Origin of the sequence: Dinghuibacter silviterrae (genome assembly GCF_004366355.1) — a bacterium.
GTDB lineage: Bacteria > Bacteroidota > Bacteroidia > Chitinophagales > Chitinophagaceae > Dinghuibacter > Dinghuibacter silviterrae.
This window is the reverse complement of record NZ_SODV01000002.1, coordinates 1769074-1793692: the sequence shown is the minus strand read 5'-3', so window position 1 is coordinate 1793692 and position 24619 is coordinate 1769074. Positions and strand designations below refer to the sequence as shown.

The window sequence follows — 24619 nt, the reverse complement described above, 5'->3', positions numbered from 1 at the left end:
GATGATTCCATGCTAACGAGGGTCATGATCCCCCATCATCGTTCTCAAGTTCTTTAAGGCCTCATATTTATGAGCAAAGGCAGTTTTGGGATTCATTTTTAATTTTTCCGCAATTTTCACCATAGACAGATGCTCATCCCTTAAGTACTGCCGTATCACCTTTTTTTGCTGCTTCGGCAATTTTTCTATAGCCGAAGCGGCTCTTTCGAAGAAGTTATGGACAGCCGGAGCGTCCAGCTTTTTGCATATCGCCTTGTCATGATCTTCCGTGAGATGATCGAACGTGGCCGACTGTGGATTAAAAAAACTTACTTTTCTTCTTCTCTTTTGTCGCAACAGATCAATACACAGGTGTTTGGCAACACGATGAAGAAAGGCTTCAGCGTGCCTGGCATTATGCACGGACAATCTTTTGTTCCATAATTCATGTATCGCCAACATGGCAATATCTTCCGCGTCATGCATATCTTTCAGATACCTAAAAGCAAATCGGGTCAATGTTTGATAAAAGGCAGCTATAATCCTGGCCAATGCCAACTCGTCCCCGTTTTGAATAGCAGCCAGATCTTTGTCCTCGAACACGTTAATTTTTATGACTAGGTATGGTTATGACAACCCGCAACGGTTTCTGATCAATTTAAAAATCCCTGGCCGTAACCAGGGATGCACTAACCAGGAACCATCGACCATTAAAACCTTATCCTATTTGATGCAAACCTAGTTGGTGTGAGCGGATAAGTTTGCTTAATAAATTAAGTTTTTTGTCGAAAGTGGGGAGGTTATGGGTAACGGGAGAGCGGTGCGGGCACCGATACTCATTGTCGCATATCTAGTTGAAATTCTTTCAGGTACAAATATGTCTTGCTCGAATTGACTGAAATTTACTGCCACCTGGATGCGGTAAATTCAACTATTTTGCCCGATGGCAACAACATAGCACCCCCAAAACAGGCCTGACGTGTTTTAAATGATGGCAAAATCATCAGTTGACCCTTTTAAATGCACAGATGGGAAATATTTTTAGCAAACTACAATCTTCCGTTAAGGCCCCTGCTGCTGTTGCAGGCCAAAAGAATACGCCCTTATCGCCCCCCATAAAAAACAAATTGCTGGATGTTATTGCACACGACCTGATCGGTGAAATGTATGGATTAATGAAGATCAGCGCCGATCTGGAATTGGCAGACCAAAAGAATGAGGCTCTGGGCGAGATGATCTACGATTGTAGAAATTCCATTATAGCGCATATTCAATTCGTTAATAGCCTGCTGGAATATTGGCGGCTGGATGCGGGCCAGGCCCAACCCCAAAAGCAGATCGTTGAAACCAGGGCCCTGATTGACAGGGTTATTCAAAGCCAGCGATACGCGGCAGGAGAAAAGGAGGTAAAAGTGCAAGTGACAATAAACGACGATCTGCCCAGGCAACTCATCACAGACGAGTTTCGGCTGCGCAATGTACTATGTAATTTGTTGTCCAACGCCATTACACATTCTAAAAGGGAGGGCAGCATATCACTGCGGGTGGAATCAATCGAAAGGGGGAAAATATTGTTTTGTATCAGGGACGGAAGGGGCAACGTTACTTCCAAAGAACAGCGCTCGATGTTTAAGCCGTTTGTACTAAAGGAAAGTGGTACTGAATGTTATAAAAAGCAAAATCTGAATCTTTTTATAGCAGCGTGGATAACAGATACGCTGCTAAAAGGCACCCTTTCAGGAGAACCGGATCACGCCGGAGGGTTCAAAATGTATCTTACAATACCTATCAAACTATAACATTTGAAATTAAAGTTTTTAGAGAAAGTTTTTGCGATGGGGACCGCGGGCATCCAGGACGAGGAAATGGCCGACAGGATCAGCTATTGTAACAAGCTCAGTTTTACTTTTAGTGTATGCCTCATTGTGGATATGGGCTTTGTGATCTCCATCTTTCAGGGGAACAGGACGGTGATCATTGCGGCTATCATTGAATTCATCTTGAACGGCTCGGTGCTTCTTTTCAACTGGAAAAAGATGTATGTATTTGCGCGCTTCCTGTTGTATACGCTGCAATGTGTGGCGATCGCCTTTTTCGGAATATTGTTTGGCAAGTCATTCTATCTGGAGTTTACGGTCATCTTTCTTATTTTAATCAACTACCTCGTATTCAAGTCAAAAATCCATAGAACGATTGGCCTCTCACTCGCTATGATGGTATTGATCATCCTGGAAGTGCGGTATGGCTCCAAAGGCTACCAGGATTTGATCCCGGTATCCGGTGAACAGACAGCCTTCCTGATCCATGTAATGATCGTCCTTTTTGTAATTACCATTATCCTGGTGGTAAACAAGCCCTATGTGCATGGGTACGACAAAAGGTATGAGTTGAAACGGGCCAATATCGAGCTTGAACGGGCTAATTGGTTGATCAAAGTATTTGTCGCGCAAATGACCCATGAGTTAAGGAACGAACTGGATACAATCCACCAGGTCACTCAATTGCTACAAAATGATATGCACAAGGATGAGATTTCGCAGGAAAACCTTTCGCTGTTGGAAATAGCAGCTACTGCCAGCAAGGATGCCCGTAATATCAGTAACAACGTACTGGACATGGCGGCCATTGAAACGGGGAACATCCCGGCGCCGGTCTATGAAGCGATCCGCGTGGATCACTTTGTCCAGAAAGTCGTTGATGTACATACCATAGCAGCCCGGGAAAAGGGTATACAACTCAACATGACGATCACGGGTTTGCCCCGGTTTATCAATACGGACCCGGTCATTCTAAAACAGATCATCAGCAACCTGGTGTCCAATGCCATCAAATATTCCTACCCAGACACGACGGTTGGTATCACCTTCGACCGGCTGGCAGGGAACTGTTGGGAGATTCGGGTGGTAAGTCATGGTTTAACGATCCCAAAAGAAAAACTGGCAACCATTTTCAATCCTTTTGTTTCCTTAAAGGTGGACCGTGTACAAGGGGCCGGATTGGGCCTGTATATCGTGAAAAATAAAGTAGATGCTATGGGCGGCACGATTGAAGCCGATAGCAATGAACACGGTGAAAATGTTTTTAGGGTAAAATTGCCCGTGTTGACGGGTGAAGTGGGTGTACCGGAATTAGACCCTTTAGCCCCTCCCTTGCAGGATTTATTTAAAAACGTGCATGTACTCTCTGCGGAGGACCACCAGGTCAACACCCATTTACTGGAACGGTTTTTACAGCAATTGGGTTGTACCGTAACAACCGTGGAGAATGGCCGGGAGTTGCTGGACCAGGCACTGCTGAAATCACCGGACATCATTATATTGGATTGCTACATGCCGGTGATGAACGGAGAACAGACGATCCGGGCTATCAAAATGACACCATCGCTCCAGCATATCCCTATCATTGCCGTCAGCGCGGATTTATATTCCGACACACCGGATAGAATCCTCGAAGCAGGGGCAGACACCTTTTTAAAAAAGCCATTGCAATACGAGATTTTACAAAATGCGATGGCACAGTTTATTGCAAAACAGTAGTTTACCGCGTACTATCACACCCTCTCCAGATTGGTTTCTTCCCAGATGGAATTTGGGCGTTTATACCGTTGGGTAAAGACCTGCCATAGCCAGCTTGCTTGCATACACCTTTCCAACCCACGAAGATGCCTGACCAGCAGGTCACGCATTGTGGGGTCGGGGAAAGAGGACTGCACGATCTCCGCTTGTATGGATTGCAGCAGGGAAAATAGCCGGGCAAGCAGGTCGCTGACAATCCTGGCAGCGGCAAGAAGGGCCTCGTCCAATGGCAGCCCAGGATGGTTTAGTAAGGTGATCATTACCAGGTTGGAATCGGAGCCGTTGTCTATCACCTCTTTCTCAAAGGAAAAGAGATCGTTCGACAAGGCCCCAAACGCCGCGATAGTCCAGTGAAGGTCCCTCATTTTATCGGATAACCCCAATTGGGAAAGCCGGTGCCAGTCCAGAAACTGGCCATCACAGTATTCCACCCACATGACGATGTGGTGCATACCTGCAAAGTGACAACGTCTTTCAATGTAGTTGTCAATACTCAGTAAGCGCCCGGTCGTGGCAGTATTGTTGTCTTTGTACGTAACGCCAATGTGATGGCAATACAATCGCAGGAAGGCGGCAAACCAGTGGGCTGGGGATCCTTTCTTAAATTCTTCGAGGGTGGCCGCATTGGCAACCTCGACGGGGTTGGTCGGTAACTGGGGGGCCAAGGCCTCACCCATAGTGGCTATATGGTCGATCAATTGTTTGCCCCTATACTGTTCGTCCGGGGAACACTGTCCGAATTGATCGCGCCCGTAGAGATCGTTCAGGTAAAAATCAACAATGAGGTTTTTCATCATGGTCACCATCCTATCGGTGGTGGCCTCCGGATACAAATACAGGGCGCACGTCACATGGTGCTGGGCATTGGGAAGCCAGATCCCATACTGTTCACCAAAATCCCGACCCCATTTCCGTAGCACCTCGCTTTGGGGATGGGGGTGAAAATCCCGGCAAAAATCAGACAATGTAATGCCCGGGCGGTCGAAAAGCCGTTGTAACGAATAGGCGGGGCGGTCTACATGGTGATATTGGGCGCGGGCGCGATCCAGCTCCTGTTCGAGAGACAACCGGGCGGAGGCTTCTACTTTCATAGCAAAAGGTTTATGATGAGTAATAAGGTATTCGCACGCCTTTGCAAGGCAGTGTTTCCCCTGCGATGTGGAGCAGGAGCGGTGTTTAAAAGGAAGGGATCAGTTAAATAGTGTCCGGGCGGGTGGAATGATCGTTTTATAGGGTCGTAAAGTGGATCGGCAGCGATTCGTATTTGAAGCTGGCGACATTGGGCACACGGGCTAGTTCATGCAGGGGCGCTACCGAGAATCCGGTCATATGGCTTACAAGATAGCCAACAGCGATCTTTGTTTCGAGCCGGGCCAGTAGGGCGCCTATACAATGGTGGATGCCATACCCGAACGTCAGCACCTTTGAATTATCCCTGTTAAGATCAAAGGTATCCGGTGACGCATATACGTCCGGGTCACGATTGGCTGCAGCGATCCAAAGGTTCACCAGATCACCTTCTTGTATGGCTTGACCGTTCAACGTAACCGGCTGCCGGGCAATCCGTGTGATGGACAAAACCGGGCTGCGGAATCGTAACACCTCATTAATGGTTCCAGGTATGTCTTCCGGGTGCTGGGCAAGGTGCATTTGGAGATCGGGGCGTTCAGTTAAGGTCAGCATGGTATTGCCCAGGAGGCCGCTGACGGATTCGGAACCGGCAACCAGGAAGGCGATACAGTTGGCGATGATATCGGCATCGGTCAACCCTTCCCCGTCGAGGGAGGTGGCTAATAAATAGGAAACCAGGTCCTCCTGTGGTTCTTTTTTACGGGTTTGCAGAAGCTGGTAAAAATAGCCGCCCATTTCGACCTGGACCTGCTGAAAGGCGGCTATGCCGATCACGGTGGGGTCGCCAATGAGTGTACGCGCCCAGGAGACGATCGTTCTGTCGTCCTGGTCGGTGGCGCCGAGGAGGCGGGCTATCACCGTGGCCGGCAGCAGATCGGCAAAGTCCCTGATAAAGTCGATTTTCCCAGTTGGCATAAAGGGGGAAAGGAGTTCATCGCATTTTTGATGAATCCATTGACTGAGCTGCGTCATAACCGGCGGGGTAAATGCCTTGTTGAACAGAGACCGGATTTTTTTATGATCCGGAGGGTCTGTCATGGGAAGGCTATTGCCCAAAGATGCCTGTTTGGGCACGTATTGGTTGGAAAAATAGGCATAATCGCTGAGCCCTCTTTGTACATCGTTATACCGGAAAACCTGCCAGGCACCTTTGCCGCCAAAATAGAAAGTCATATCGGGGTCATAATAGACAGGGGATTCTTCCTGCATCTGGCGGAACCAGGATGTAGGATCGAGTGTGGTAGTGATATTCATATTGATCAATTACGGGAAAACGATGGGTGAAATGTTTGCATTAAATATAGGAAAGCGATCCGCATTACCATTGCAGACAAAGGGGCGTATGCCAGTACTGTCATAAGTAACACAAAATCCTACAGGGGCATTTTTTGGCGAAAAGAGACCCGATAGCAGCATAGCCCCCTAAAATGCATTATTTATTTTGGCTATATTTGTCTAGCCTTATTAGAACTATGATCAATAAAAAAATTCTGATTGCTGATGACCATTTTTCCACTCGGAAAGGGTTAAAATGGATGTTGAATTTGAAGTTCAACATCAAAGAGATAGACGAAGTATCGAACTGCAATGAGCTGGTACAGTTGTTCAAACAAAACGATAAAGCCTATACCCACCTTATCCTGGACATTCAAATGTCTGACGGAAGCACCCTAGAACTGATTGCCGGGATCATTAAGATCGCTCCGACCTTGCAGATCATGATCCATTCCATGCAGCCGGAACCAGTATACAAAGCCAATTTATTGCAAATGGGGGTCTTCGGGTTCGTCTCCAAAAATGCAGGTGAGGACCTGGTCATAGATGAGCTGAACCGGTTCGTTAATACATACGCAACGCCCAGGACCCTAAAAAAGGTAAATGCCCAACTGGAAAATCCGTTGGCCAAATTCACCAATAGAGAATTACAGGTCTTGCACTACCTGAAGGAGGGGAAAAGCACCGGGGAGATCGCAGATTTGCTAAGCGTAAGTGATAGCATGATCTCTATGTGTAAGAAAAAGATTTTAACGGAAACCAATACCTCCAACGTGAAAGAGTTGACTGATTTGGTAGCATTGCATGGGATGCCTGAAGAAGGAAGAAAGACGCAGCAGGGAAAAAAAAGGTAAAGGGAGCGGTAAACGCCGTTTATACTTTAATAATACAGGAAACGCCGTCTGTTCAGGACGGCTTTATTTATGCAATTAAAAGATAGACCGCCCGGCGCGAGCGGTCTATGGTTGTACATTCAGCACCTATTAAGTACCTCCTTCCAATGGTATAGTCTGGAGTGGATACACCAGGACGACCCGAGAGGTTTAATGATGCAGATATAGTAGAAACACCGGAAGTGGCGATTGGGACCAGTGCGGAAGAGCATATTTTCTCAATGCTATCGTGGTTTTTTCAAGGTAAGGGGGTACGGCATCACGATCGTTTTGATCTCATCGAGGTCCGGGTTGGACGTCAGCCGCAAAAGGGAGGCAGGTACACAGAACTTTGCTTCCAGCGTATCCAGGAAACTCTGTTTTCTCTCCAGCACACCATCTAATTTTCCTATGGTCTTAAATTCCAATAGTTCCATGCCTTCCATCCGGACTGAAGTAAGTCTGTGATGCGTGGATCTACTGCTGCCAAAGAACTCCACCTCCTCCGGGTCAAAGGAAAGTTCCACTGCCAATGTCTTTATAGGTACTGATGGCAGATAGTAGAGATAATCCCGGAAAGGCTGAAGCTGGTCCACAATGAAGGTGAACGCATCCCCGAACGCTGGATCGCTCCGGAGCGCAAAGATTTCGGTAATAAAACCGATCTTAAAATTCTCCTGGCGGAACTGTCCTTTCGAATTAAAGTAGATCTCAAAGAGCATCCCGTTGAGCATATGATTCTGCCCGTTGTTGGTATAATTTTTTAACCAGGGCCCCAGCTTTTCAAATTTGTCTTTGGCAGGGTAAGAGCCTCCACAGGCGGTCTGGAGCAAATTCCGGCCAAAGAGAAACTGTTCATCGTCTGAAAAGGTCGCCGGAGGCATATGGGCAAAGCTCCTGACGCCAATATTCTGGGTATCAAAGTTATAGGACTTCAATTGGGTGATGATCTGGCCAAATTCCGAATCGTCCGGCTGGTATTGGCCGTCTGCGATCATATCTGCAGCATACGGCAGCGTACCGGCATGGATCAATTTCCCGGAATTAAAGAAGAACTGCCCGATCAGGGAAGTATGCTCCCAACTCGTTTGTGTTCCTTTGGAGAGGACGTACAATGATGTCCGTACCCTTTTAAAGAACTCCTCCACCGGAATGTTCTGGTCCCCGATGTGTTTTAACAGGCATGAGGTATACAAACCGTTCCCGTGGGGACCTATATCGCTGGCTCTTTCACCGGGAGAGGTGGAAAAGGCGATCAGGGTGCCTTTGGGCGCATTGACTGCCGCCAACCCTCTTTCCTGGCTGGTTCTCGCCCAGGAGGGAAAGGGATTATCTCTACAGGCATCCAGGATCACGATGTTGACTTCGTTCTTGGCCCACTGCAAATAATTCAGCAGCGCTGCCAGCTTAATGGCGGTAGACTGTACATCCGGGGGGCGTGCTACATGGGTATCGACGCCCATCAGGTAATTGTGCCCGTCATCGAGCTGCATGGCATGGCCCGCAAAATAGAATAGACCGTAGGTATAGTTGGGCAGGTCGCCCCCAAATTGCATGATGGCATTTTGTAGGGCCTGGTTGGTAGGCTCAAAGCAGCGCATTACGGTAAATCCCAAAGACATCAGTTTATCTGCCACATCGGTAGCATCTTTCACCGCTGCTTTCAGTTTGGTGGTATGCTGGTAGTCGTTGACGCCGATCACCAGGGCAAGGGCATTTGTTTTTTCAGCAGTCATAGTGGAACATGAATTTAAAGACGCGCAAAAATAGTTGATCGTTACATACCTCGTATCAATGTATACTCTTTGCTATACCACTAATACACTCTTTAGAGACTTCGGTAAAGTCTATAAACTGTTTATATATTATTTATAACCAGTTTGTCACAAATGGGAATGTCCCTGGTAGGATATTGAAAATTTGTACAGTTTGGAGACGATCCTTTTAGATAATATCTGGCTACAAGCATTGCCTACTATTCGAAAGCAACTTTCAACCGGGCGGCTTCCGCTGCCAGCCTTTCAGGACGTAATATATCTACCCAAATGACCGGCCTGGGCATTCGATAATCACGGCGAATTACACAGACAATACAATCCAGTTTCAGTTCATTGTACACTCGTTTGACCTCTTCTATGTCATAGACCCGATCGTTGGCGAACAAGCCAAAGTAAAGTTCGTTGATAGATTCGCTGTCAAGAAATATAACCTGGTGTTCAAAACCAGTGCGCTTATGCTGTTTCTTTTTTTCTTTCAAGACCTGCTTGAATTTCTTATACACTTCGGCCTTTGATAAATGGAAATTGGTGATGATCTTGCCTTTGAAGAGCGGTAGGCCGTTTTCGGCTATTTCGTCGGTCTGTTCCAGGTAGTACAGGATCTCATAGTCTTGTTCCTGCTCGATCTTTTCCAGAACAGCTTTGTCATAATTGACGGCTTTAAAGGTGCCCAGGTTGTCATTATGGATATATTGTATGTCTGGAATGGCGGTCAATTGGTTAAACCCGGTAAAAAATTGTCTAATCTTACTGGAAAAGTTGTCCCGGTGGCGACCTTGTATGGGTTTATTAAAATGAATGGTGCAGATCATTCCGCAGGCATGTTTCAATCGTTCTCCAACGAGCGTCAGGTCCTGAAAAACGCGACATTTTATATCCATTTCATCCAGGCGGGGCGCATACAGTTTGCGGCATTCAAAAAGAAACGGCTTGCCTTCGAGTAAGCAAGTTCCCTCCAGCTCCTGTACCCCATGCATTACTTTCTTTTCATTGACAATCCCTGCCCGGTCCAGTTTTCGGAAAACATACAGCTCAAAGAAAAAATCACGTTGGCACCGGGGATCGCTGCGCAAATCTCTAAAAGTTGCACGGATACTTTCGTCAAGCCCATTCATATACTCGATCAGCTCGGCTATTTCCAGTAATGCCTCGATGCCTGCCTCATAGTCCCTTCCCCTCAGCAACGAGAAGAGCCAGGGGATTTTCTCCAACGGTCTTTCCAGGCGTTCGTTTACCACGAAATAGGATGCCCCGAAGTTGGTTTTCAATCTATCGTAAATAAAACCGATCTTTTCTTTCAGCAGCTTTTCTTCATAATGCCCGGTGGAAAACTCCCAGGTGGCAGATTTCCACTTATCGAGTATGTCTGTTTTCGGCAATGGCATGGCAATTATTTATTTTCCAGCAATCTCAATAAAAAGCGAATGGTAGCCCCGGCGTTATATAGGGCGTAGTTTGCCAAGTTCTCATCCACCTGTATATCCTGCGATCCAGCGCCGTGTGCACTGGTCTTGTTCCTGATCACAGACACTCCGCCTTCCAGCATAGCCCGCAGGCCGCCCAACCCGTTTTGGAGATATTCAGGGATGAATTTCTCCTGGTAGAGAATGCTCATCAACGGCGCAGCAGTGGCATTGGAGGCATAGGCATAGCCTTTCTGGTCGCAGATCACCTTCATGGTGGACTCAAATGCTTTCCCCGCATTGACGACACTATCCTTGTAATCCCCGTTCCGGAAATGCTTGAGTGCCTGCCTGTATTCAGCATCAATATTAGAATAATCCGGGTTGGTCAGTAAGATTAAAACCTCCCGTGTCACTTCCTGGTGCAGGAGATCATTATCCATACGGACCATCATTCCTTCTTCCAGGCGGTAGCCGGAACAATGCTGGGACAACCGTTGATTGAAGTCCTGCACCACCGATTCAACCTTGTAACCTTCAACCGGCAAGTATTTTGATTCCCGGATCTTAGCCGTACTGTTGATCACCAGAAAGACAACCTCCAGCACATCCAGCATTTTCTGTATATCTTCCAGTTTGTAAAAATACTGTTTCACATCATCGTCAAATACATACCTGGTAACATGCACCAATGCTGAGGCCGGATAGTGCAACGTTTCGCGGCCGTGGGATTCCCGGAGCAGTTTATTGATCATCCGCCAGGCGCTCTTATAGGGATCGCCCACGATGTTATTGAACCCAAAGAAATTGTTTGCTATATCCATTAACTGGCGGCGCAAGGCAATGGGGAAGCTATCGTATATCAGTTCCTTGCAGGGCGGTGCGTTTCGGGTAGAATAAAGGTCGAGGATCATATGGGCTTATTGTAAAAGATTTTCAGGAGGTAATATTTGTGCGTTGTTGGATGTCAGGATCGCTATGATAGTTGCATCCTGGTAGGTGGTGATACCATGCCGGATGTTTTGATCAAAATAATAGGTATACTGGTTCTCCAGCGTCCGCCGGGCTATTTCATCTTCATTCGGATAAAAAGGGGATTCGGCCTTTACGGCGGTGGCAATGACAAAATCAAATTCATTCAATTCAGGCTGCCAGTCGACCCGGAGCATCCCGGACTTTTCCATCATGGATGTTTCATAGCCTACTTTGTACTCGTGGTGTCTAAACCCGCCTGTCATGCGCGATGCCCAATATTGGGCCAGCTCAAGGCAATGTGGGTATTTGTCCGAACCGGGCTCAAGATGCAGTGGGTTGATGAGCAACCCCATCGCACCCCATCCCCAGTTATAGTGTTCATCGTATGCCAGGGTACTTTTTTTCCTTTCTGCCTTCATCATTTCGATTGCCTGGGTATTCACATCTGAGATACTGGTGATAGATTGCCGAAATGGAAGCGCATATCCCATCCCTAAATGATCCCTGCAAGCGTACGAAAAAACCATTGTGTGGGTGTGGTTCCGTTCATCTCCTGATTCCCGCCCATACCGGATCGGCAGGGGGACAGCAGTCCGTAATGCTTTGTTGACATGGTGATCCCACCAGTGGACCCGCGTGGCGGTGTCATCCCAAAGCAGGGAGCCTATGACCAACGCGCCACCTTTTAATAAAAACTGATCCATAAACTAATATTAAATACCGTTTTAATGAGGTCTGTTAATAAGGATACCCGATCGTTTCAAAAAACCATACTTTCAGCTTATCTTCCCTATGCTTTATTCACTTATCCATGAATGTGTATTTCATCCCCGGCATCGGCGCTGACAAACGCCTGTTTAAACATATCCTGCTACCCGAAGGTTTCCTGCCGCATTACCTCGAATGGATCTCGCCGGGGAAAAGAGAGCCTTTGCCCGCCTATGCCATGCGCCTGGCTGCTGGCATTGATCAACATCAGCCGTTTGTGCTCATCGGCCTTTCCCTGGGGGGCATCATGGCGGTGGAGATCGCCAAGCGCCTTAGCCCAGCCTGTACCATCATCATAGGATCGGCGCCCCTCTCTTCACAACTACCTATCTATTATCGGCTCGCGCGGAAGATCAACCTGCTGCGGGTAGTTCCTGCCGTGTTTTTCAAGTGCACCGCCAGCCTTAAACGCCTGTTCACCCGGGAGTCGCTGACCGACAAGCGAGACCTTTTGCAGATGATCTGGAAAGGTGACGCCTCTTTTATCGCCTGGGGCATGCAGGCGGTGCTGTATTGGCAAAACCAGGAGATGCCTGGTAATTTTTATCACCTTCACGGCACCCGTGATGAGGTGTTCCCGGTACGCCTGGTACGTCCTACCCACACAATCAAAGGGGGTAGCCACATGCTCTGCCTGAGCCACCCCCATGAAGTCAACGCCATCCTTCAAAGCATACTGGCGATACACCTGTTGCCGCCGGTAGCAATGATTCCAACTGCTTAATCACATCCCGGCGTTACAATTCATCAATCTTTCGGTACTTCTACCCAGGTCGTAAACGAAGCTGGTACAGCGCTGTACCAGTCCGGGCGCATGGGCAGGTTACTCGATCGCCACATTAAATCGCCTTCCTGGGTGGTATAGGATGCTGTGTGCCTTCTCAGCAACGCATTAATAACGATCGGTGACGGATGTTTGGGCGCCCCCTTTGCTGAACAGGATATAAAGGCCGATGGGGCATAAATATGATCCAGGATGCCTTTTGAAAGGTTCCTCCTGCTGCCATGATGTGGTACCTGATAGGCAGTCAACGTTTTTAGGTCGATCCCGTTTTCTATAGCATAGTAGATGGCCTTATAGAGCCCCATCGTGCCGGCGTCACCGGTAAAGAGGATCTTATCTGTACCCACCTGGAAAAGCGTTACCAGGCTCATATTGTTCTCGCAGGAGGTTACATAGTCCCCATCTTCACCCAAATGCTCTGTTGCAAAGCTCATGTCCTCAAATTCTGTGGTCGTTTCTACCTCTGTATACCCTTTGGATAAGCGTTCCTGGATCTCCATCGGGGGTGTTTTCTCAGAACTTTGGATCAAGCTCAGGTAAAACTCTTTGCCAGGACCCAGTACCGTCAGAATAGGTGAGTCACCAATAACATATGACATACCCTGGTGGGGAGCTACAATGGGAATGGCTTTTTTGAGGGCGATCTGCTCCAGGTCGTGGGCATACTGGTAAGCTTCCCGCATCCGTTCGGTAAAGCTGGATTTGGTAATCCTGCCGTCTTTGATGGAATCTTTCAGGTCAGGCCAGTGATTCCATGGGCGGTGCATCCAGATCTTACCTACTTCCATTTCTTCCATAACGGTACGCAGGCCATAGGCATGATCAATGTCCGTGTGGGTAAGGAAGACCCTGCTGACCTTGTTGGTATGATAGTACTTTCGGATATGCTCGACCATTGCCTTACCACTGGCTGCATTGCCCCCGTCTATAACGATAACCTGCTGATTTTTCCAGATACCGTTCTCATAGTCTCCCAGGCGTATGGCGATGGCATCGCCGCTTTTTGAATTTTCGCCTACGCGCAGAAAATCGATTTCATAAGCATTTGGCATGTTAGATATATTTAGATTATTAATGTTTTTCGTCTCTATCCCCGTCCTGTTTGGATTTTTCGATACCCCAGGTGGCCTTTGCCAGGTCCTCGATCTTTTTGAGGAATTTGTCCACGTTCAGGCCAGCGATAAATGCAAAGGCCAAAAACCCTAGGTCTGAGGCGTCGGGTTCCTTTTTGGCTTCCAGCACCAGCAGGCCGGCTTTCAGGAAAAGGTAGCTGACGCCCCCGCATACAGCGCCCATGATCGGGCGTAGGAAATACCAAACACCCCATACGTTGCTCCAGTCCTTCCTGACACAGAAATTAAAACAGACACCGTGCAGACAATACAGTGTAGCACCAATACTACCTACAATGATGCAGTCGATCATAAGGTCGAAGTCAGCATTGGGAAACGGATGCCCATAGAGCATATGATACCCGAAATAGCAGGCAAGCCCCAGTGTCAACAGCAGATACGATACGACATAGACAATGTTAGATCCTTTCATTATTACCAATGGTTAATGAATTAATAAAATAGATTATACGTGTCCGTTATAACAAAGGCAATAGAAGCCCCTTCGTCAAAGGACGTTTTTTGGCAGACAGGTCAGGGCGTGATGATGTGATGAAGATTAGGTTTATGGCTGGCGTTTCGCCGGATATTGGACACGAATCAGGATTCGAAGGCAGAGGTCTATAGCGGGCTTAAATGGTGGAGGAATCTCCACAAAAATTAAACCAAAATCCAAAAGCAGCCGGATATGACAAGTTTGCACCTTCCAGATAAATTTTCTTGGCATGTTATGCTGACAATTTTGCCTTCCCGATGTGCAGTTGGTTGTGCTGTTTCTGACATGTCTGCATGTTTTGATCAAATGTTATGACATGAAAAATGCCCGAAGCGTAGTGGCTGCGGGCATTTCAAAGTATTACTACAAATAAACACCTACTGTGAATCGGGTACATGCAGTGTACAACTGATGCAGACGCCGGACGCACAATAGGCGGTCATCCCGACGATGGGGAACCACCGGTAGTGATAGGTGCAACCCGTGCCAGACCCGCAGGAACAACTATAGCCGGAGCCGATGGAAGATTCGGCCTCTCCTTCTTCGGTGGCCGCTTTGACGGGGTGAATGTCCGTAACGGCGCAGGCCGGGGTGATCGACTCCTCTACCGGGACTAGCAGGGAATGGCCATACACGCTAACCGGCATCATCCGGTAACCCGGGGGCAGGACGCGGGCGGTATCGTTCATGCGTACCTGGGAGAGGTAGTGCTGCTGGTAAGGTGCCAGGAAATTACCCAGGGCGGTGCTGATGGTGGAGTCCGCGGCCATGGCATCTACGATGGGCGGGGTGGCTTGCATTTCGGCTTTGGACGTGATAAAGCGGATTCCAAGGCTCAGGTCCACGACGACTCCACCCGGGAGATAGGCATTGGGAGAGAGCACTTTTAGGGCGCCGTTTGCGGTGACGATCTGTGTACAGACCGAGCAGCCGCCAAAGCTCATACAGCCCATGCCGTAGCTGTTGAACCAGGGGTTGCAGCCACTGCCTTTGCTACAGAGACAAGTAATGTCGATGCCTTTGGATTCCACCGTTGCATTCTCGTTGGTGAGCCCGATATACCGGTAGGGACCGGGTAGAAAGACGTGGACAGTATGCGGGTGATCGGGACTATAGGAGAGATAGGCACCTGCCGGCAGCGCCAGGCCGTTTTCCAGCGTGTCGGCCCGGACCAGGGCAACGGTGGTGTCGGTTTGCTGGAGGCCGGTGGCCGGTGCATCGTCCTTTTTACAGGCATAGATGATGATACCGAAAAAAGGCAGGAGGACGAGGACTGCTTTCAGCAGTCGTTTGTAAGCGGGTCTCATTTGATTGGGTGTTTGATTTTGGTGAATGTGGTTAAGTGGTGTTTAATCATGGGAGAGTCGTTGCCGTTCGCGTTCAAGCTCCTGCCGCAGCTCTTCTTCGGTGGGCAGGTAGAGTCGGTAGCGGGAGGCGAACAACTGCCGGTTCTCGTCCAGCACGCTGTAGCGGACCAGGGTGTCGTCCTTATCGGCGCAAAGGATGATCCCTACGGTGGGGTTGTCGCCCGATTGTTTTTTCAGGTCGTCGAACATCCGCACGTACATATCCATCTGACCGATGTCGGCGTGGGTCAGCTCCTTGACCTTGAGGTCCAGCAGAACAAAGCATCGCAGGATATGGTTGTAAAAGACCAGGTCGATGTAAAAGCGGCGGGTATCCGTCTGGATCGGGTACTGGCGCCCGACAAAAGCGAAGCCTTTGCCTAGTTCGAGCAGGAATTGCTGCAAATTGGCAAGGATCGCGCTTTCCAGCTCGCTTTCGGAGTAGCCCGTGGGAGGCAGGGCGCCCAGGAAGTCCAATACGTAGGGGTCCTTGATCAACTCGCCGGGGGTGGTCACGGGTGATACCCGGTTAACCGGTAGTGCTTCCCCGGGTCGCCGGGTGGCGAGTAATCGTTGATAGGCCCCGGTCTGGATCTCCCGTTCCAGGTGGCGGGTCCCCCACCCCAAGTCGGCGGCCTCCTGGCAATAGTAGGTGCGCGCTGCGGGGTCTTGTACCCGGAGCAGGAGCCGGTAGTGCGTCCAACTCAATTCGGGACGCAGTGCGTCCCGCTGCGGGAAACACAGGTAAAACTGCCTGATCTTGCGCAACTCCCGTTCGTCCAGGCCCTTGCCCAATTCCCCGGAAAGCCGGACGGCCAGCTCCCGCAGCAAAAAGGCGCCATAGGCCGCCCGATCGGCACCTTGCTGCTCCTCCTCCACGATCCGGCGACCGATGGCCCAATAGGCTTCCACCAAAGCCCGGTTCACCAGGGTGTAGGCCTGGCGGCGGGCCTCGCTCCAGAGGGTTTTTATGTCGTGTATTAAAAGGGAAGAGATTTCCATGTCGTTGTCGATTGTTGAGTAAAGCGGGACGCAGTGCGTCCCGGATCATACGCCCCGGCCCTGGCTGACTCGCTGGGCCGGTTTTTCATAGAGAGCCTGTTCCATCATCCGGATGGTAGCGGCGGGCAGTTGGTGTTTCTTTGGGGGCTGGATGGCCTGGCCGGCCTTGTTGGTAAAGACGAGGTCCTGCTGAATGGGGTCAAACTGGACAGTGACCTTTTCGGTCTTTTTGTCGGGGCCGATCAAGGTGGCCTCTTTCGTATTCCCGCTGCGTAAGGCTGCCAGGAGCGATTCCCATTTAACGGGGATCTGCTGTTCATCAAAGAGATACTGTGCCATCTTGGCCACTAGGCTGACCGTTGTCTGCTGCCGGTGGCCGTGTTGATCGAGCCAGGCCCATCGTTCTTGCCCGGCCTGCATCCGGCTAACGGGCTGTTGGTGGACCAGGTTCTCGGCTTCCTTTGCGGTATAGGGGTTGGTCTCCAGCATGGATACCTCTTCACGGACCAGCGGAGTCCGATCCCGCATGCTTTGCTCTGCCGACCGCAGAGCCTCGGCATTGTATTGGGTGAACGCATAGGTATCGGTGCCGGGGATCTTTTTAAAGAACAGGGTATACTGGGTCTTGCGGTTATCCGGGTCATAGTATTCCAGGTGGAAGGCGGGCAACTCATGGGCGATCCATCTGCTCAAGGGGCCTTCCATACTGACATTAAAGCCTTGATTATGAAGTGTTTCCTGCAAGGCTTTTACGTTTTCTACTTGTGCTGTCTGTTTTCCCACGGCCTCGATCTGTCGGCTGTAGGCATTGGTCTTACTGGCCCTGCCGCGTATCCAGTTGACCAGAAATTTAACCGGTTTCCAGTAGCGGATTTTGTTCCAGGTGGTGGGATACAATTTGGCGGTCATTTCCCCGATCTGTCCGCGAACGAAACGCAGGGACCGGCTTTCATCGGCCGTCAGGTCTTTCTTTTTCACATATCCGTCAAGGATATTTTGGTATTGGGCTCTGCGTAGCTGCACAGCCTGGTTATCCGCTGCCCCGGTAGTGGGCTGCCGCACGCGGACGCGGGCCTCCTGTTCGGACTCGTCCAGGAGGGCATTCATGATGCGGTCCCTGGACAGGTTATCAGGCATATTGACTGGCATGGGGATGGTTTAAAGGGGGCGTGCGCGGTAAAGGTGCCGGTTACGAATCCGTAAGGACAGGGATCGGCCGCCGTTCTTTTCATATAGCTCTACCCGGAACTCCTTTTTGTCCGGGATCGTGATGCGGGGGATGGCCATGACCCAGGTGCGGCTGTCCTTTCCCGGGATGGTGAGCAGGCTGTCCGTGTACCGGGGGATCAGCTCCTGTTCCTGGAGCGAACTCCGTTTGGCTTGCACCCGGTCACGGATATAGAGCCGGAGAAAGTCCGGGGTATAATCGAGGCGGGACCGGTTGGTCACCTCCATCCGCAAGAAAAGCAGGTCGCTGGTGGCGGCCAATGCGTCGACGCGCAACCGCATCCGGAAAGCCCGGTCCCGGACCTTTATAAATGCAGGCATCGACCGGACGGATGTGGCCAGGCTATCCATAGCGTAGGTGTTGAGCGGCGCCTCCTCCAGGCTGACCTGTCCGGGTAGCTGGCGGGGTACGACCAGGTGGGTAAGGTCATAGGTGGCTGCAGCACTATCGGTATAGGTGACGTCGAAGGCAAAGAGGCGACCGTCCGCGGTGAACACATGCAGGTTGGTGGCAGAGAAGCCACGCCGGGCGGCTTTCAGCTTCAGGACATTATCGGTGCCGGGCTGTTTCTGTGCCAGCAGGTCACGGTCCCCTCGGTCCACCGGGCGCACGGGGGCGGCAAAGACCAGGACGGTGGTCGTATTATAGGATACAGAGAGGCGATAATGCGGGACGTGGGTGAAAGGGGGCAGGTTGAGGTCGTTGCCCTGGGCAAACGTTGTCAAGGGCGTGATCCCGATCAGGGCCAGCAGGCAGGCGATGGATTTCATATAAAATGATTGAAAGGTGAATGAAATGTCAGCGAAGGGTTTCGGGGTTTTTGAGCAGGGCACGGTGGCCGGCTTTGAGCGTTACCTGTACCAGCCGGATCTTGCGGCTCAGGAGCGTACGGGCGGTCTCGATACCGGCCGCAGCGGCCTGTGCGCCCAGGGAGGGGTCAAAGCTGGTGACCCCCATCGAGGAAACCCCCTGCCCTACTCCTTCCTTGACCACGTCCCGGTTGATCGCACCTGGTACGTACAGCCCTTCCAGGCCATCCACGGCGTCGTATACCCGTAGTGCAATGGGGAACAGGCGGCCATCATAGACGGCATTGGTCAGTTGGATATTGACGCGGTCGCCGGCAATGGTAGCGGGACCGAAGATGAAGCTGTTGGCGGGGATGCGTTCCCGGCCGATAAAAATGTCCTGGAGCAGCCGCAATTTTACAATGGACCCGCTGGAGATGGTTTGGGTGGCATGAACGACGGCGGCAATCGCATCGGGCGGCGCTGCCAGGGTGTCGGACTGATCGCTCAGCCCGTAAAAGCCATTGGTGTAGGCTACGGTTGTATAGAGACCGTTCTCGTCCTGGCCCGCGGCGGCCCCGGTATCCAGTCGGTTGATCGTCACCGGGAGGGCGGCGACCTTGTTACCAATGGGATTAACCGGGACCGGCGTGGTCGGGTGTTGTAGTTGCAGGAGCTTGTCCAGGGCCTGGTTGATCTGCTGCATCTGGGTATCGGGGGCGGTGTCTTTTTTTTGCAGGTTGGCCATCATCTGCTGCCAGCGGTCGGAGGACGTAGCTGTTTCGGGTACAGTACCCTGGTAGGGACCAGTAAGCACTGTACTTGTTTTGGACGGGTCGCCGGACGTCTGTAACACGGCGTACAACCTTTTCAGCCGTTCATTGACCTTGCGTTCGGTGGTATCTTCCAGCGTGGGCGCCCGGGGGGATAGATGAAGGGAACCGGTCAGGGGTGCCGGAGCTGACGGGGGCAAGGGATTATAAAGGGATGCCTGGCTTTTGGTATAGGGGTCTCTTTCCAGCTCGGCCTGGTGGCGCAGCGAATCCTGCTGTGCTTCCATAAAAAGCTCCAGCTTGTTCTTGGTCTGTTGGGGAAGGTTCGGGGCGGGCAGGCTGGTATTGAATCCTTTTACCGGTGCGGTCGTAGCGGCAGTGGTTGTTGGGTGGGGCTTGTTCAGTAAAAAGAACACCAGGGAGAAGATCAGTACGGGAATGCCAAAGATCAGCAGGATCATCTGTAGCTTTTTCTTTTTCGTGACGGGGGATGTGTTGGGCATAACATGGTCTTTATCGGTGAATGGTATCTGTTACATGGGCAGTATCGGGGTGAACGGGCGCCATACCTTTTCGGACGGTGGAGTCGGTGGGCGGCGGGGCCGTGGTTGGTGTTGGTGGGGGCGGGTCCCAGGCACTGACGAGCAGGTATGAGAAGTATCCTCCGACCAGCAGGCAGAAGGCCGTCATGGCCAGTTTTTTTTGCAGCAGGGTCATGCGCCGCTCCACGCGGTTACAACGGTCGGCAAAGCTTTTCAGGCAAGGGCCTATCCAACGATTAAGGTGAAGGACCAGGGGTTCCCAGCGGCTGTTCACCGGGGGACGCAAAAGCGGCAGGCGTTTTTTAAATAGGCGCATGGTCAACGTTTTTCAAGGGTGAGGTCCCGGTTGTCCAGCACTTTCCAGTGCTCGATCAGGAAACCATGGGGATTGTTGTCACTGATCGTGGTATGCCGGATCGTACCGGTGGTGATGAGCGAGCGGGTAAGGATGCTGGTGGGCCGTACGATCCGGAGCTTACCATAATACAGGAAGGTGAACGGCAGGTGGTCGACGTCCACCTTGATGCTGTCCGGGTCCTCCACCTGCTGGCTAATATTGCCCTCCAGGATCCGGGAGTAATAGCCGTTGTCGGAAAGGTTCTTATACTCATAGGCGGCGCTGCTGTCGGCCAGGTAGCAGGCGGCGGTGATATGCTTCTCGTTCACCTTTTCGTCGGGTTCGAGTGAATAGAAATATTGGTGGAACATTTTGACGTGGTCGCGGATTTCGACCGCGATATAATCGGCCCGGTCCACGGCCACGGCGTCCAGGAGCTTGCCGTTGGCCAGCAGGTAGACTTTCTGCCGGCCCGCCTGGAGCACCACCGTGGTGCGGTAGATCAGGTACGCGTTCAACGCCAGGGTGACCAGGAGGAAGGCCACGGAGAAAGACCGGATATGCCGGAAGGCGGTGTCGATGTTCTTGAATTGCTGGAACATGGGATATAGTTAAGCGTTAGAAGAAGAGTTGCCGCTGATCTTGTCGCGGTTATACTGGTCAGCCGCGCCACCGGCAGCAAAGCCACCTGCGGCCGAAGCGCCGCCACCGCCCGCGGCACCGCTTCCTCCGGCAAGACCGCCTGCACCCATGCCCCCGGCGCCGCCCGGCATCCCGGTCCCGGCCATGATGGCGGTGTTGACCACAGCCCCGGTCATGCTGGACATGCGGCCAGCGATCGGATTGGGGCCATGTGTATGGATGATATAATTGGCAATCGAGGGTACCGTGAAATAGCCCACCACGCCCATCACGAGGAAGATCAGGTACGCTATATCGGTAGGAGAAAAGATGGTCAGGCTGCCGCTGTCGATCCGGGACAGGTCCAATTGCAACATATTTGCCTGGATCGTGCTCATGATGGCGCCGAACAGGTTACAGATAGGCAGCCATAGGTAAATATTAATGTAACGCGCTAGCCAATGGGTCAGGGAGTTCTGGAATCCATCGTAGCACGAAAAAGCGAAGGCAAAGGGTCCTAACACGCCCAGCACGATGAGGTGAAAGGTGCGGATCGTGTCGATACATAGGGCGGCAGCATAGTACAGGATCTCCAGGAGGATGGAGAGCATCAGCCGGAAGCAATACCGGAGCGTGGAGATCCAGCCGCTGGCAATGAACTTGAAGCCCTGGCCGATGGCCGACCAGATTCCTCCGCCGCCGCTATCGGTATTATCGGGCTGCGTATACTTGTTGTCCTCGGACGTCATGGCTGGCATGGGGACGATCAGGGCCGGGTACGTGGCACCGCCACCCAACATAGCGGCTTGAGCCGTCAGTAGATTGTGAACATGGTCGTTGGCGTGCTGTGCAAGGGCTGCCGTGGCAGTGACGGTGGGCTTCATGATCGAGTTAATGACATCGAGGACTTTGGGGAAAATTCCAATACAAAGCAGGATGGCCAGGGGTTTTAGCAAAGGGTACATATCGACGCCCTCGCCCCGGGCGATGTGCTTCCACACCCGGGAGCCAATATAGAAGAGGGTGCCAAAGCCGGCCAGGGCCTGGGCAAGGGTAACCAGGTCCGCACACATGGTTTGCATCTGTGTACGGGTATCTTCAAGGACCTGGTGCAGCGTCTCTATCCCGCTGGAGGCGCTTTGGGCGTGCAGGAGGCCGGGCAATAGACAGCATAGCGCCAGGTAGAACCAAAAACGGAATTGCCTTGTCATGGTACTAGGGTTGAAAAAGTTGTTGAAGGGAAGCATTGTCTTGTATACCGTGGACACGTTGGGCGGCCAGGGTCCCGGTCCGGTTGTTGAAGCTGCGCAGGAAGCTGAGTTTCTGTTGCATATCGTCGTAGATATGATCAATAGCGGTCAGCCTCTCGGCGTCGCTCATGCGCAGGCTGTTGTCCGTGAGGACGGTGGTCAGCTCGTCAATGTTGTTCAGGGACTTGTCCACCAGGTTGCCGTACACGCTGACCAGGTGGTTCAGCTCATCGGCACTGAACTGCCCGGAACCCTGAAACGTGGAGCGGGCGGATTTACATTCGGCCATCAGCGTCGCCTGGGCGCTGATAATATCCGCCACCCGTACGTATTGGCGGATCGTGGGACTGACGGCCAGCAGGCTGTTGAGGTAGGCCGAATGGAGGTTGAAATTCCCTTTAGCCAGGTCTTTCACCGTGTTGTAGCCCCCGGTGAGAATCTGGTAGCCGGTGTACATTTCTTTCAGGATGCTCTTGAGCTGGCTGAGCTTTTCCAGGTCGAGGGCCAGTTGTTCGAGTTCCTGCGCCTGGGCTTGTGCGCGGTGGACGGGAAGCACCAGCGCCAGGGGTATGAGCAGTAGGATAAGAAGGTGTTTCATGGTCAGTATTGTTTTGCCAGGTTTTGAAGGCCCTGTAAGTCGAATTGCCGTTGCAGGGAGAGCTGTTGTACATGGTCGGAGAAGGAACGGACGAACTGGTAATGCTTTGTCATTTCGTCGTAGAGCTTGTCGATTTGCCCGATCCGCTGCGCATCATCCATCTGGAGGGCGCCATCCTGCATGATCTGTGTCAGCTCGTCAATGTCTTTGCCGGAGAGCTCTACCTGTTGACTGAATACCTTGACCAGGTAAGCCCATTCGGTGGCGTTCAGGCCGGGCAGGACTGCCTGTTTGCTGTACTGGCTGTAGAGCTGGCCGATCTGGACCTGCATGGCCACCATATCGGCCGCTTTGCCGTATGCTTTTACGCCGGGGCTGACGTCCATGAGGGAGCTAAAGAAAAGCTGGTGGAGATCGAGGTCTCCTTTCTTCAGGTCACCAATGGTCTGTAAGCCTTTCTGGACAATGGAATAGCCCTTTTCTACATCATGGAGATATAGCTGGAACTTGGCGATTTGCTCCAGCATGACCGTCTGCCAGGATTGGGCACGGAGGCTTCCGCCTGATAAAAGCAGGCCTGTCACCAGGAGCAGGACGGTTAGACGACGATAGAAAGAGGATGTTCGTTTCATAGCTTTCTGCTGTTTTTGAGTGGTGGTACCGGGCGGGCTTCCTGTTGGGTCAGCTCACGGGCAGCTTTAATTTTTTTCTCTCCAGAAACCCATTCATAGAACTGCTGCACGGTTCTCATATCGGAGGGATGGGTCAGGAAAAGGATCTTGCCGATCTCCCCCATCTTCACCAGGATGGTCCGTAGTTCCAGTGAGGCACGGTCCGGGTAATACTTGAAGTGCATATTGAAGAACAGAGGGTCCTTGCCAGGCCCGAAACGGCCCTTTGTCTTGAGGTAAAAAGATTCCGGTTGCTTGGACAAATGAGCATCCTTCACTACTTGATCGTATTTCACTTGTAGTTTTTCCTGGATATTTCTCTTTGCAGGCTGCACGACCAAAGACGAATCAAATCCATTGTTTCGCAGCAATGCCTTGTTATCCTCCAGGGACATGGCCTTATGGTCATGCCGTAGGTTCATTTTCGTGAGTGTTTTATGCCTCCCGCAGGACCGTCTATCGGTCCGTCCAATAGGTGGCGGGCTTCTTCGATCCGGCGGGCGGCCATCAGCGTATTTTGCATGGCGGTCCTGTAGGGAAGCTGGATGCCTTCATCCATTTTAAAAAGCGTGTTATGCTCATTGTTAAAGGACCGGAGCGCCAGCAATTGCAGTTCCAGGTTATCAGGGGCGAACACATACGCTAGTTGTGTATTCAAGGATAATGGCCTTTTGGGCCGTTCATTGATGGCTACAACAAAGGCATGTGGTTCACCAGGCGGCAAGGTCATACCAATCTTGAAGTGCTGGAGCAATTGCGTCATAAAAGGCTTTTTCAGCTCGTCATTTAGAAAGCCTTTTTTCTCCAACAGTTCAAACTGCATGGCAATGATCTCTTCCAATACCTCCCTCACGGGCTGGCGTGTAATAAAGGGATCACTAACCTTGTTGTACTTCGAGGCATCGGGCGCCACGGTTTGATAAGCTGTTACTGCATTGGGCAGGTCCTCGGGACGATGAAGGGAATAGCTATTAGCCCGGTTAAGTCCCCATGCATTCAACGCTTCCAGATTTGGGCTGAATGTTTCGGGCTTGATCCGGTAACAGAACTGAAAACGGACAGGTACCACATCGTCCTGTAGGAAGGCCCAGCGGATATGCCGGAAGGTTTGGGCCTTTTTTAGTCCACGGGCACGGATCATGGCGTCGGCAGCTTGTTCACGGAGGTCTTGCGCATAGTCCCCCGGATGGACGAAATCCTTGAGCGTGTGTTCATCATATCCACTCGCAGCCAGGCGCTGTACCTGATCTTGTACAAACTGATCGAATTTATTAAGGGTCATGATCGACGTGCTTTGAATGAGAGGCGGACGGCT

General features: G+C 51.3%; 25 protein-coding genes. 4 read left to right on the top strand and 21 right to left on the bottom strand.

What is annotated here, in order from left to right; genetic code table 11:
- Positions 1–12: 12 nt before the first annotated feature.
- A complete protein-coding gene (locus EDB95_RS24555) occupies positions 13–582 on the bottom strand; it encodes an RNA polymerase sigma factor (protein WP_162852778.1) in 570 nt (189 codons plus the stop codon).
- A gap of 425 nt (positions 583–1007) precedes the next feature.
- Here EDB95_RS24555 and EDB95_RS24550 point away from each other — a divergent pair, with 425 nt between their 5' ends.
- Entirely contained in the window at positions 1008–1778 is a 771-nt protein-coding gene (locus EDB95_RS24550) for a sensor histidine kinase (protein ID WP_133998796.1), read from the top strand.
- A gap of 3 nt (positions 1779–1781) precedes the next feature.
- Positions 1782–3515 carry a hybrid sensor histidine kinase/response regulator gene (locus tag EDB95_RS24545; RefSeq protein WP_133998793.1) on the top strand — a complete coding sequence of 578 codons (1734 nt, stop codon included), beginning with the start codon at positions 1782–1784 and terminating at the stop codon, positions 3513–3515.
- A gap of 14 nt (positions 3516–3529) precedes the next feature.
- Here the strand turns inward: EDB95_RS24545 and EDB95_RS24540 are convergent, their stop codons facing one another.
- Both EDB95_RS24540 and EDB95_RS24535 read right to left on the bottom strand, forming a co-directional pair.
- The gene (locus EDB95_RS24540) at positions 3530–4645 is read right to left on the bottom strand and encodes a terpene synthase family protein (protein ID WP_133998790.1); all 1116 of its coding nucleotides are present in this window, start codon (positions 4643–4645) and stop codon (positions 3530–3532) included.
- A 136-nt stretch (positions 4646–4781) separates the two neighbouring features.
- Positions 4782–5939 (bottom strand): cytochrome P450, encoded by a 1158-nt coding sequence (locus EDB95_RS24535; RefSeq protein ID WP_133998787.1) that lies wholly within the window; start codon positions 5937–5939, stop codon positions 4782–4784.
- Positions 5940–6157: 218 nt separating this feature from the next.
- Between EDB95_RS24535 and EDB95_RS24530 the strand changes: the two genes are divergently transcribed.
- Positions 6158–6814 (top strand): response regulator, encoded by a 657-nt coding sequence (locus tag EDB95_RS24530; protein WP_162852777.1) that lies wholly within the window; start codon positions 6158–6160, stop codon positions 6812–6814.
- Positions 6815–7077: 263 nt separating this feature from the next.
- On the opposite strand, the gene EDB95_RS24525 is transcribed toward EDB95_RS24530, so the two are convergent.
- The 4 genes from EDB95_RS24525 to EDB95_RS24510 form a co-directional block, all read right to left on the bottom strand.
- Positions 7078–8568: a caspase family protein gene (locus EDB95_RS24525; protein WP_133998782.1), complete on the bottom strand. Its 1491-nt coding sequence runs from the start codon at positions 8566–8568 to the stop codon at positions 7078–7080.
- 239 nt (positions 8569–8807) lie between these two features.
- Entirely contained in the window at positions 8808–9995 is a 1188-nt protein-coding gene (locus tag EDB95_RS24520; protein ID WP_133998779.1) for a hypothetical protein, read from the bottom strand.
- A 5-nt stretch (positions 9996–10000) separates the two neighbouring features.
- A complete protein-coding gene (locus EDB95_RS24515) occupies positions 10001–10927 on the bottom strand; it encodes an STM4504/CBY_0614 family protein (protein WP_133998776.1) in 927 nt (308 codons plus the stop codon).
- A 6-nt stretch (positions 10928–10933) separates the two neighbouring features.
- On the bottom strand, positions 10934–11692 hold the full coding sequence (locus EDB95_RS24510) for a hypothetical protein (protein WP_133998773.1): 759 nt from the start codon (positions 11690–11692) through the stop codon (positions 10934–10936).
- A 107-nt stretch (positions 11693–11799) separates the two neighbouring features.
- Between EDB95_RS24510 and EDB95_RS24505 the strand changes: the two genes are divergently transcribed.
- Entirely contained in the window at positions 11800–12480 is a 681-nt protein-coding gene (locus EDB95_RS24505) for an alpha/beta fold hydrolase (RefSeq protein ID WP_133998770.1), read from the top strand.
- 23 nt (positions 12481–12503) lie between these two features.
- Here EDB95_RS24505 and EDB95_RS24500 read toward each other — a convergent pair whose 3' ends face one another.
- The 14 genes from EDB95_RS24500 to EDB95_RS24435 all read right to left on the bottom strand — a co-directional run bounded on the left by EDB95_RS24500 (position 12504) and on the right by EDB95_RS24435 (position 24586).
- Complete coding sequence (locus tag EDB95_RS24500) at positions 12504–13592, bottom strand: ComEC/Rec2 family competence protein (protein WP_133998767.1); 1089 nt, start codon at positions 13590–13592, stop codon at positions 12504–12506.
- A gap of 19 nt (positions 13593–13611) precedes the next feature.
- Entirely contained in the window at positions 13612–14085 is a 474-nt protein-coding gene (locus EDB95_RS24495; RefSeq protein WP_133998764.1) for a hypothetical protein, read from the bottom strand.
- 440 nt (positions 14086–14525) lie between these two features.
- Positions 14526–15455: a hypothetical protein gene (locus EDB95_RS24490; RefSeq protein WP_133998761.1), complete on the bottom strand. Its 930-nt coding sequence runs from the start codon at positions 15453–15455 to the stop codon at positions 14526–14528.
- Between the two features lie 42 nt (positions 15456–15497).
- Entirely contained in the window at positions 15498–16496 is a 999-nt protein-coding gene (locus tag EDB95_RS24485) for a PDDEXK nuclease domain-containing protein (RefSeq protein WP_133998758.1), read from the bottom strand.
- A 45-nt stretch (positions 16497–16541) separates the two neighbouring features.
- Complete coding sequence (locus tag EDB95_RS24480) at positions 16542–17645, bottom strand: hypothetical protein (RefSeq protein ID WP_133998756.1); 1104 nt, start codon at positions 17643–17645, stop codon at positions 16542–16544.
- 9 nt (positions 17646–17654) lie between these two features.
- Positions 17655–18494 carry a conjugative transposon protein TraN gene (gene traN, locus EDB95_RS24475; RefSeq protein WP_133998753.1) on the bottom strand — a complete coding sequence of 280 codons (840 nt, stop codon included), beginning with the start codon at positions 18492–18494 and terminating at the stop codon, positions 17655–17657.
- A gap of 28 nt (positions 18495–18522) precedes the next feature.
- On the bottom strand, positions 18523–19788 hold the full coding sequence (gene traM, locus EDB95_RS24470; RefSeq protein WP_133998750.1) for a conjugative transposon protein TraM: 1266 nt from the start codon (positions 19786–19788) through the stop codon (positions 18523–18525).
- Between the two features lie 10 nt (positions 19789–19798).
- A complete protein-coding gene (locus EDB95_RS24465) occupies positions 19799–20143 on the bottom strand; it encodes a hypothetical protein (RefSeq protein WP_133998747.1) in 345 nt (114 codons plus the stop codon).
- Between the two features lie 2 nt (positions 20144–20145).
- A complete protein-coding gene (gene traK, locus EDB95_RS24460) occupies positions 20146–20766 on the bottom strand; it encodes a conjugative transposon protein TraK (RefSeq protein WP_133998744.1) in 621 nt (206 codons plus the stop codon).
- A gap of 9 nt (positions 20767–20775) precedes the next feature.
- Positions 20776–21996 (bottom strand): conjugative transposon protein TraJ, encoded by a 1221-nt coding sequence (gene traJ / locus EDB95_RS24455; RefSeq protein ID WP_162852776.1) that lies wholly within the window; start codon positions 21994–21996, stop codon positions 20776–20778.
- 4 nt (positions 21997–22000) lie between these two features.
- Positions 22001–22633, bottom strand: coding sequence for a TerB family tellurite resistance protein (locus EDB95_RS24450; protein ID WP_133998739.1), 633 nt, complete (start codon positions 22631–22633; stop codon positions 22001–22003).
- A 2-nt stretch (positions 22634–22635) separates the two neighbouring features.
- Complete coding sequence (locus EDB95_RS24445; RefSeq protein ID WP_133998736.1) at positions 22636–23265, bottom strand: hypothetical protein; 630 nt, start codon at positions 23263–23265, stop codon at positions 22636–22638.
- The gene (locus EDB95_RS24440) at positions 23262–23726 is read right to left on the bottom strand and encodes a hypothetical protein (RefSeq protein ID WP_133998733.1); all 465 of its coding nucleotides are present in this window, start codon (positions 23724–23726) and stop codon (positions 23262–23264) included. The genes EDB95_RS24445 and EDB95_RS24440 overlap by 4 nt, the downstream gene beginning before the upstream one ends.
- Complete coding sequence (locus EDB95_RS24435) at positions 23723–24586, bottom strand: hypothetical protein (protein ID WP_133998731.1); 864 nt, start codon at positions 24584–24586, stop codon at positions 23723–23725. Before EDB95_RS24435 ends, EDB95_RS24440 begins: the two co-directional genes overlap by 4 nt.
- Positions 24587–24619: the final 33 nt, after the last annotated feature.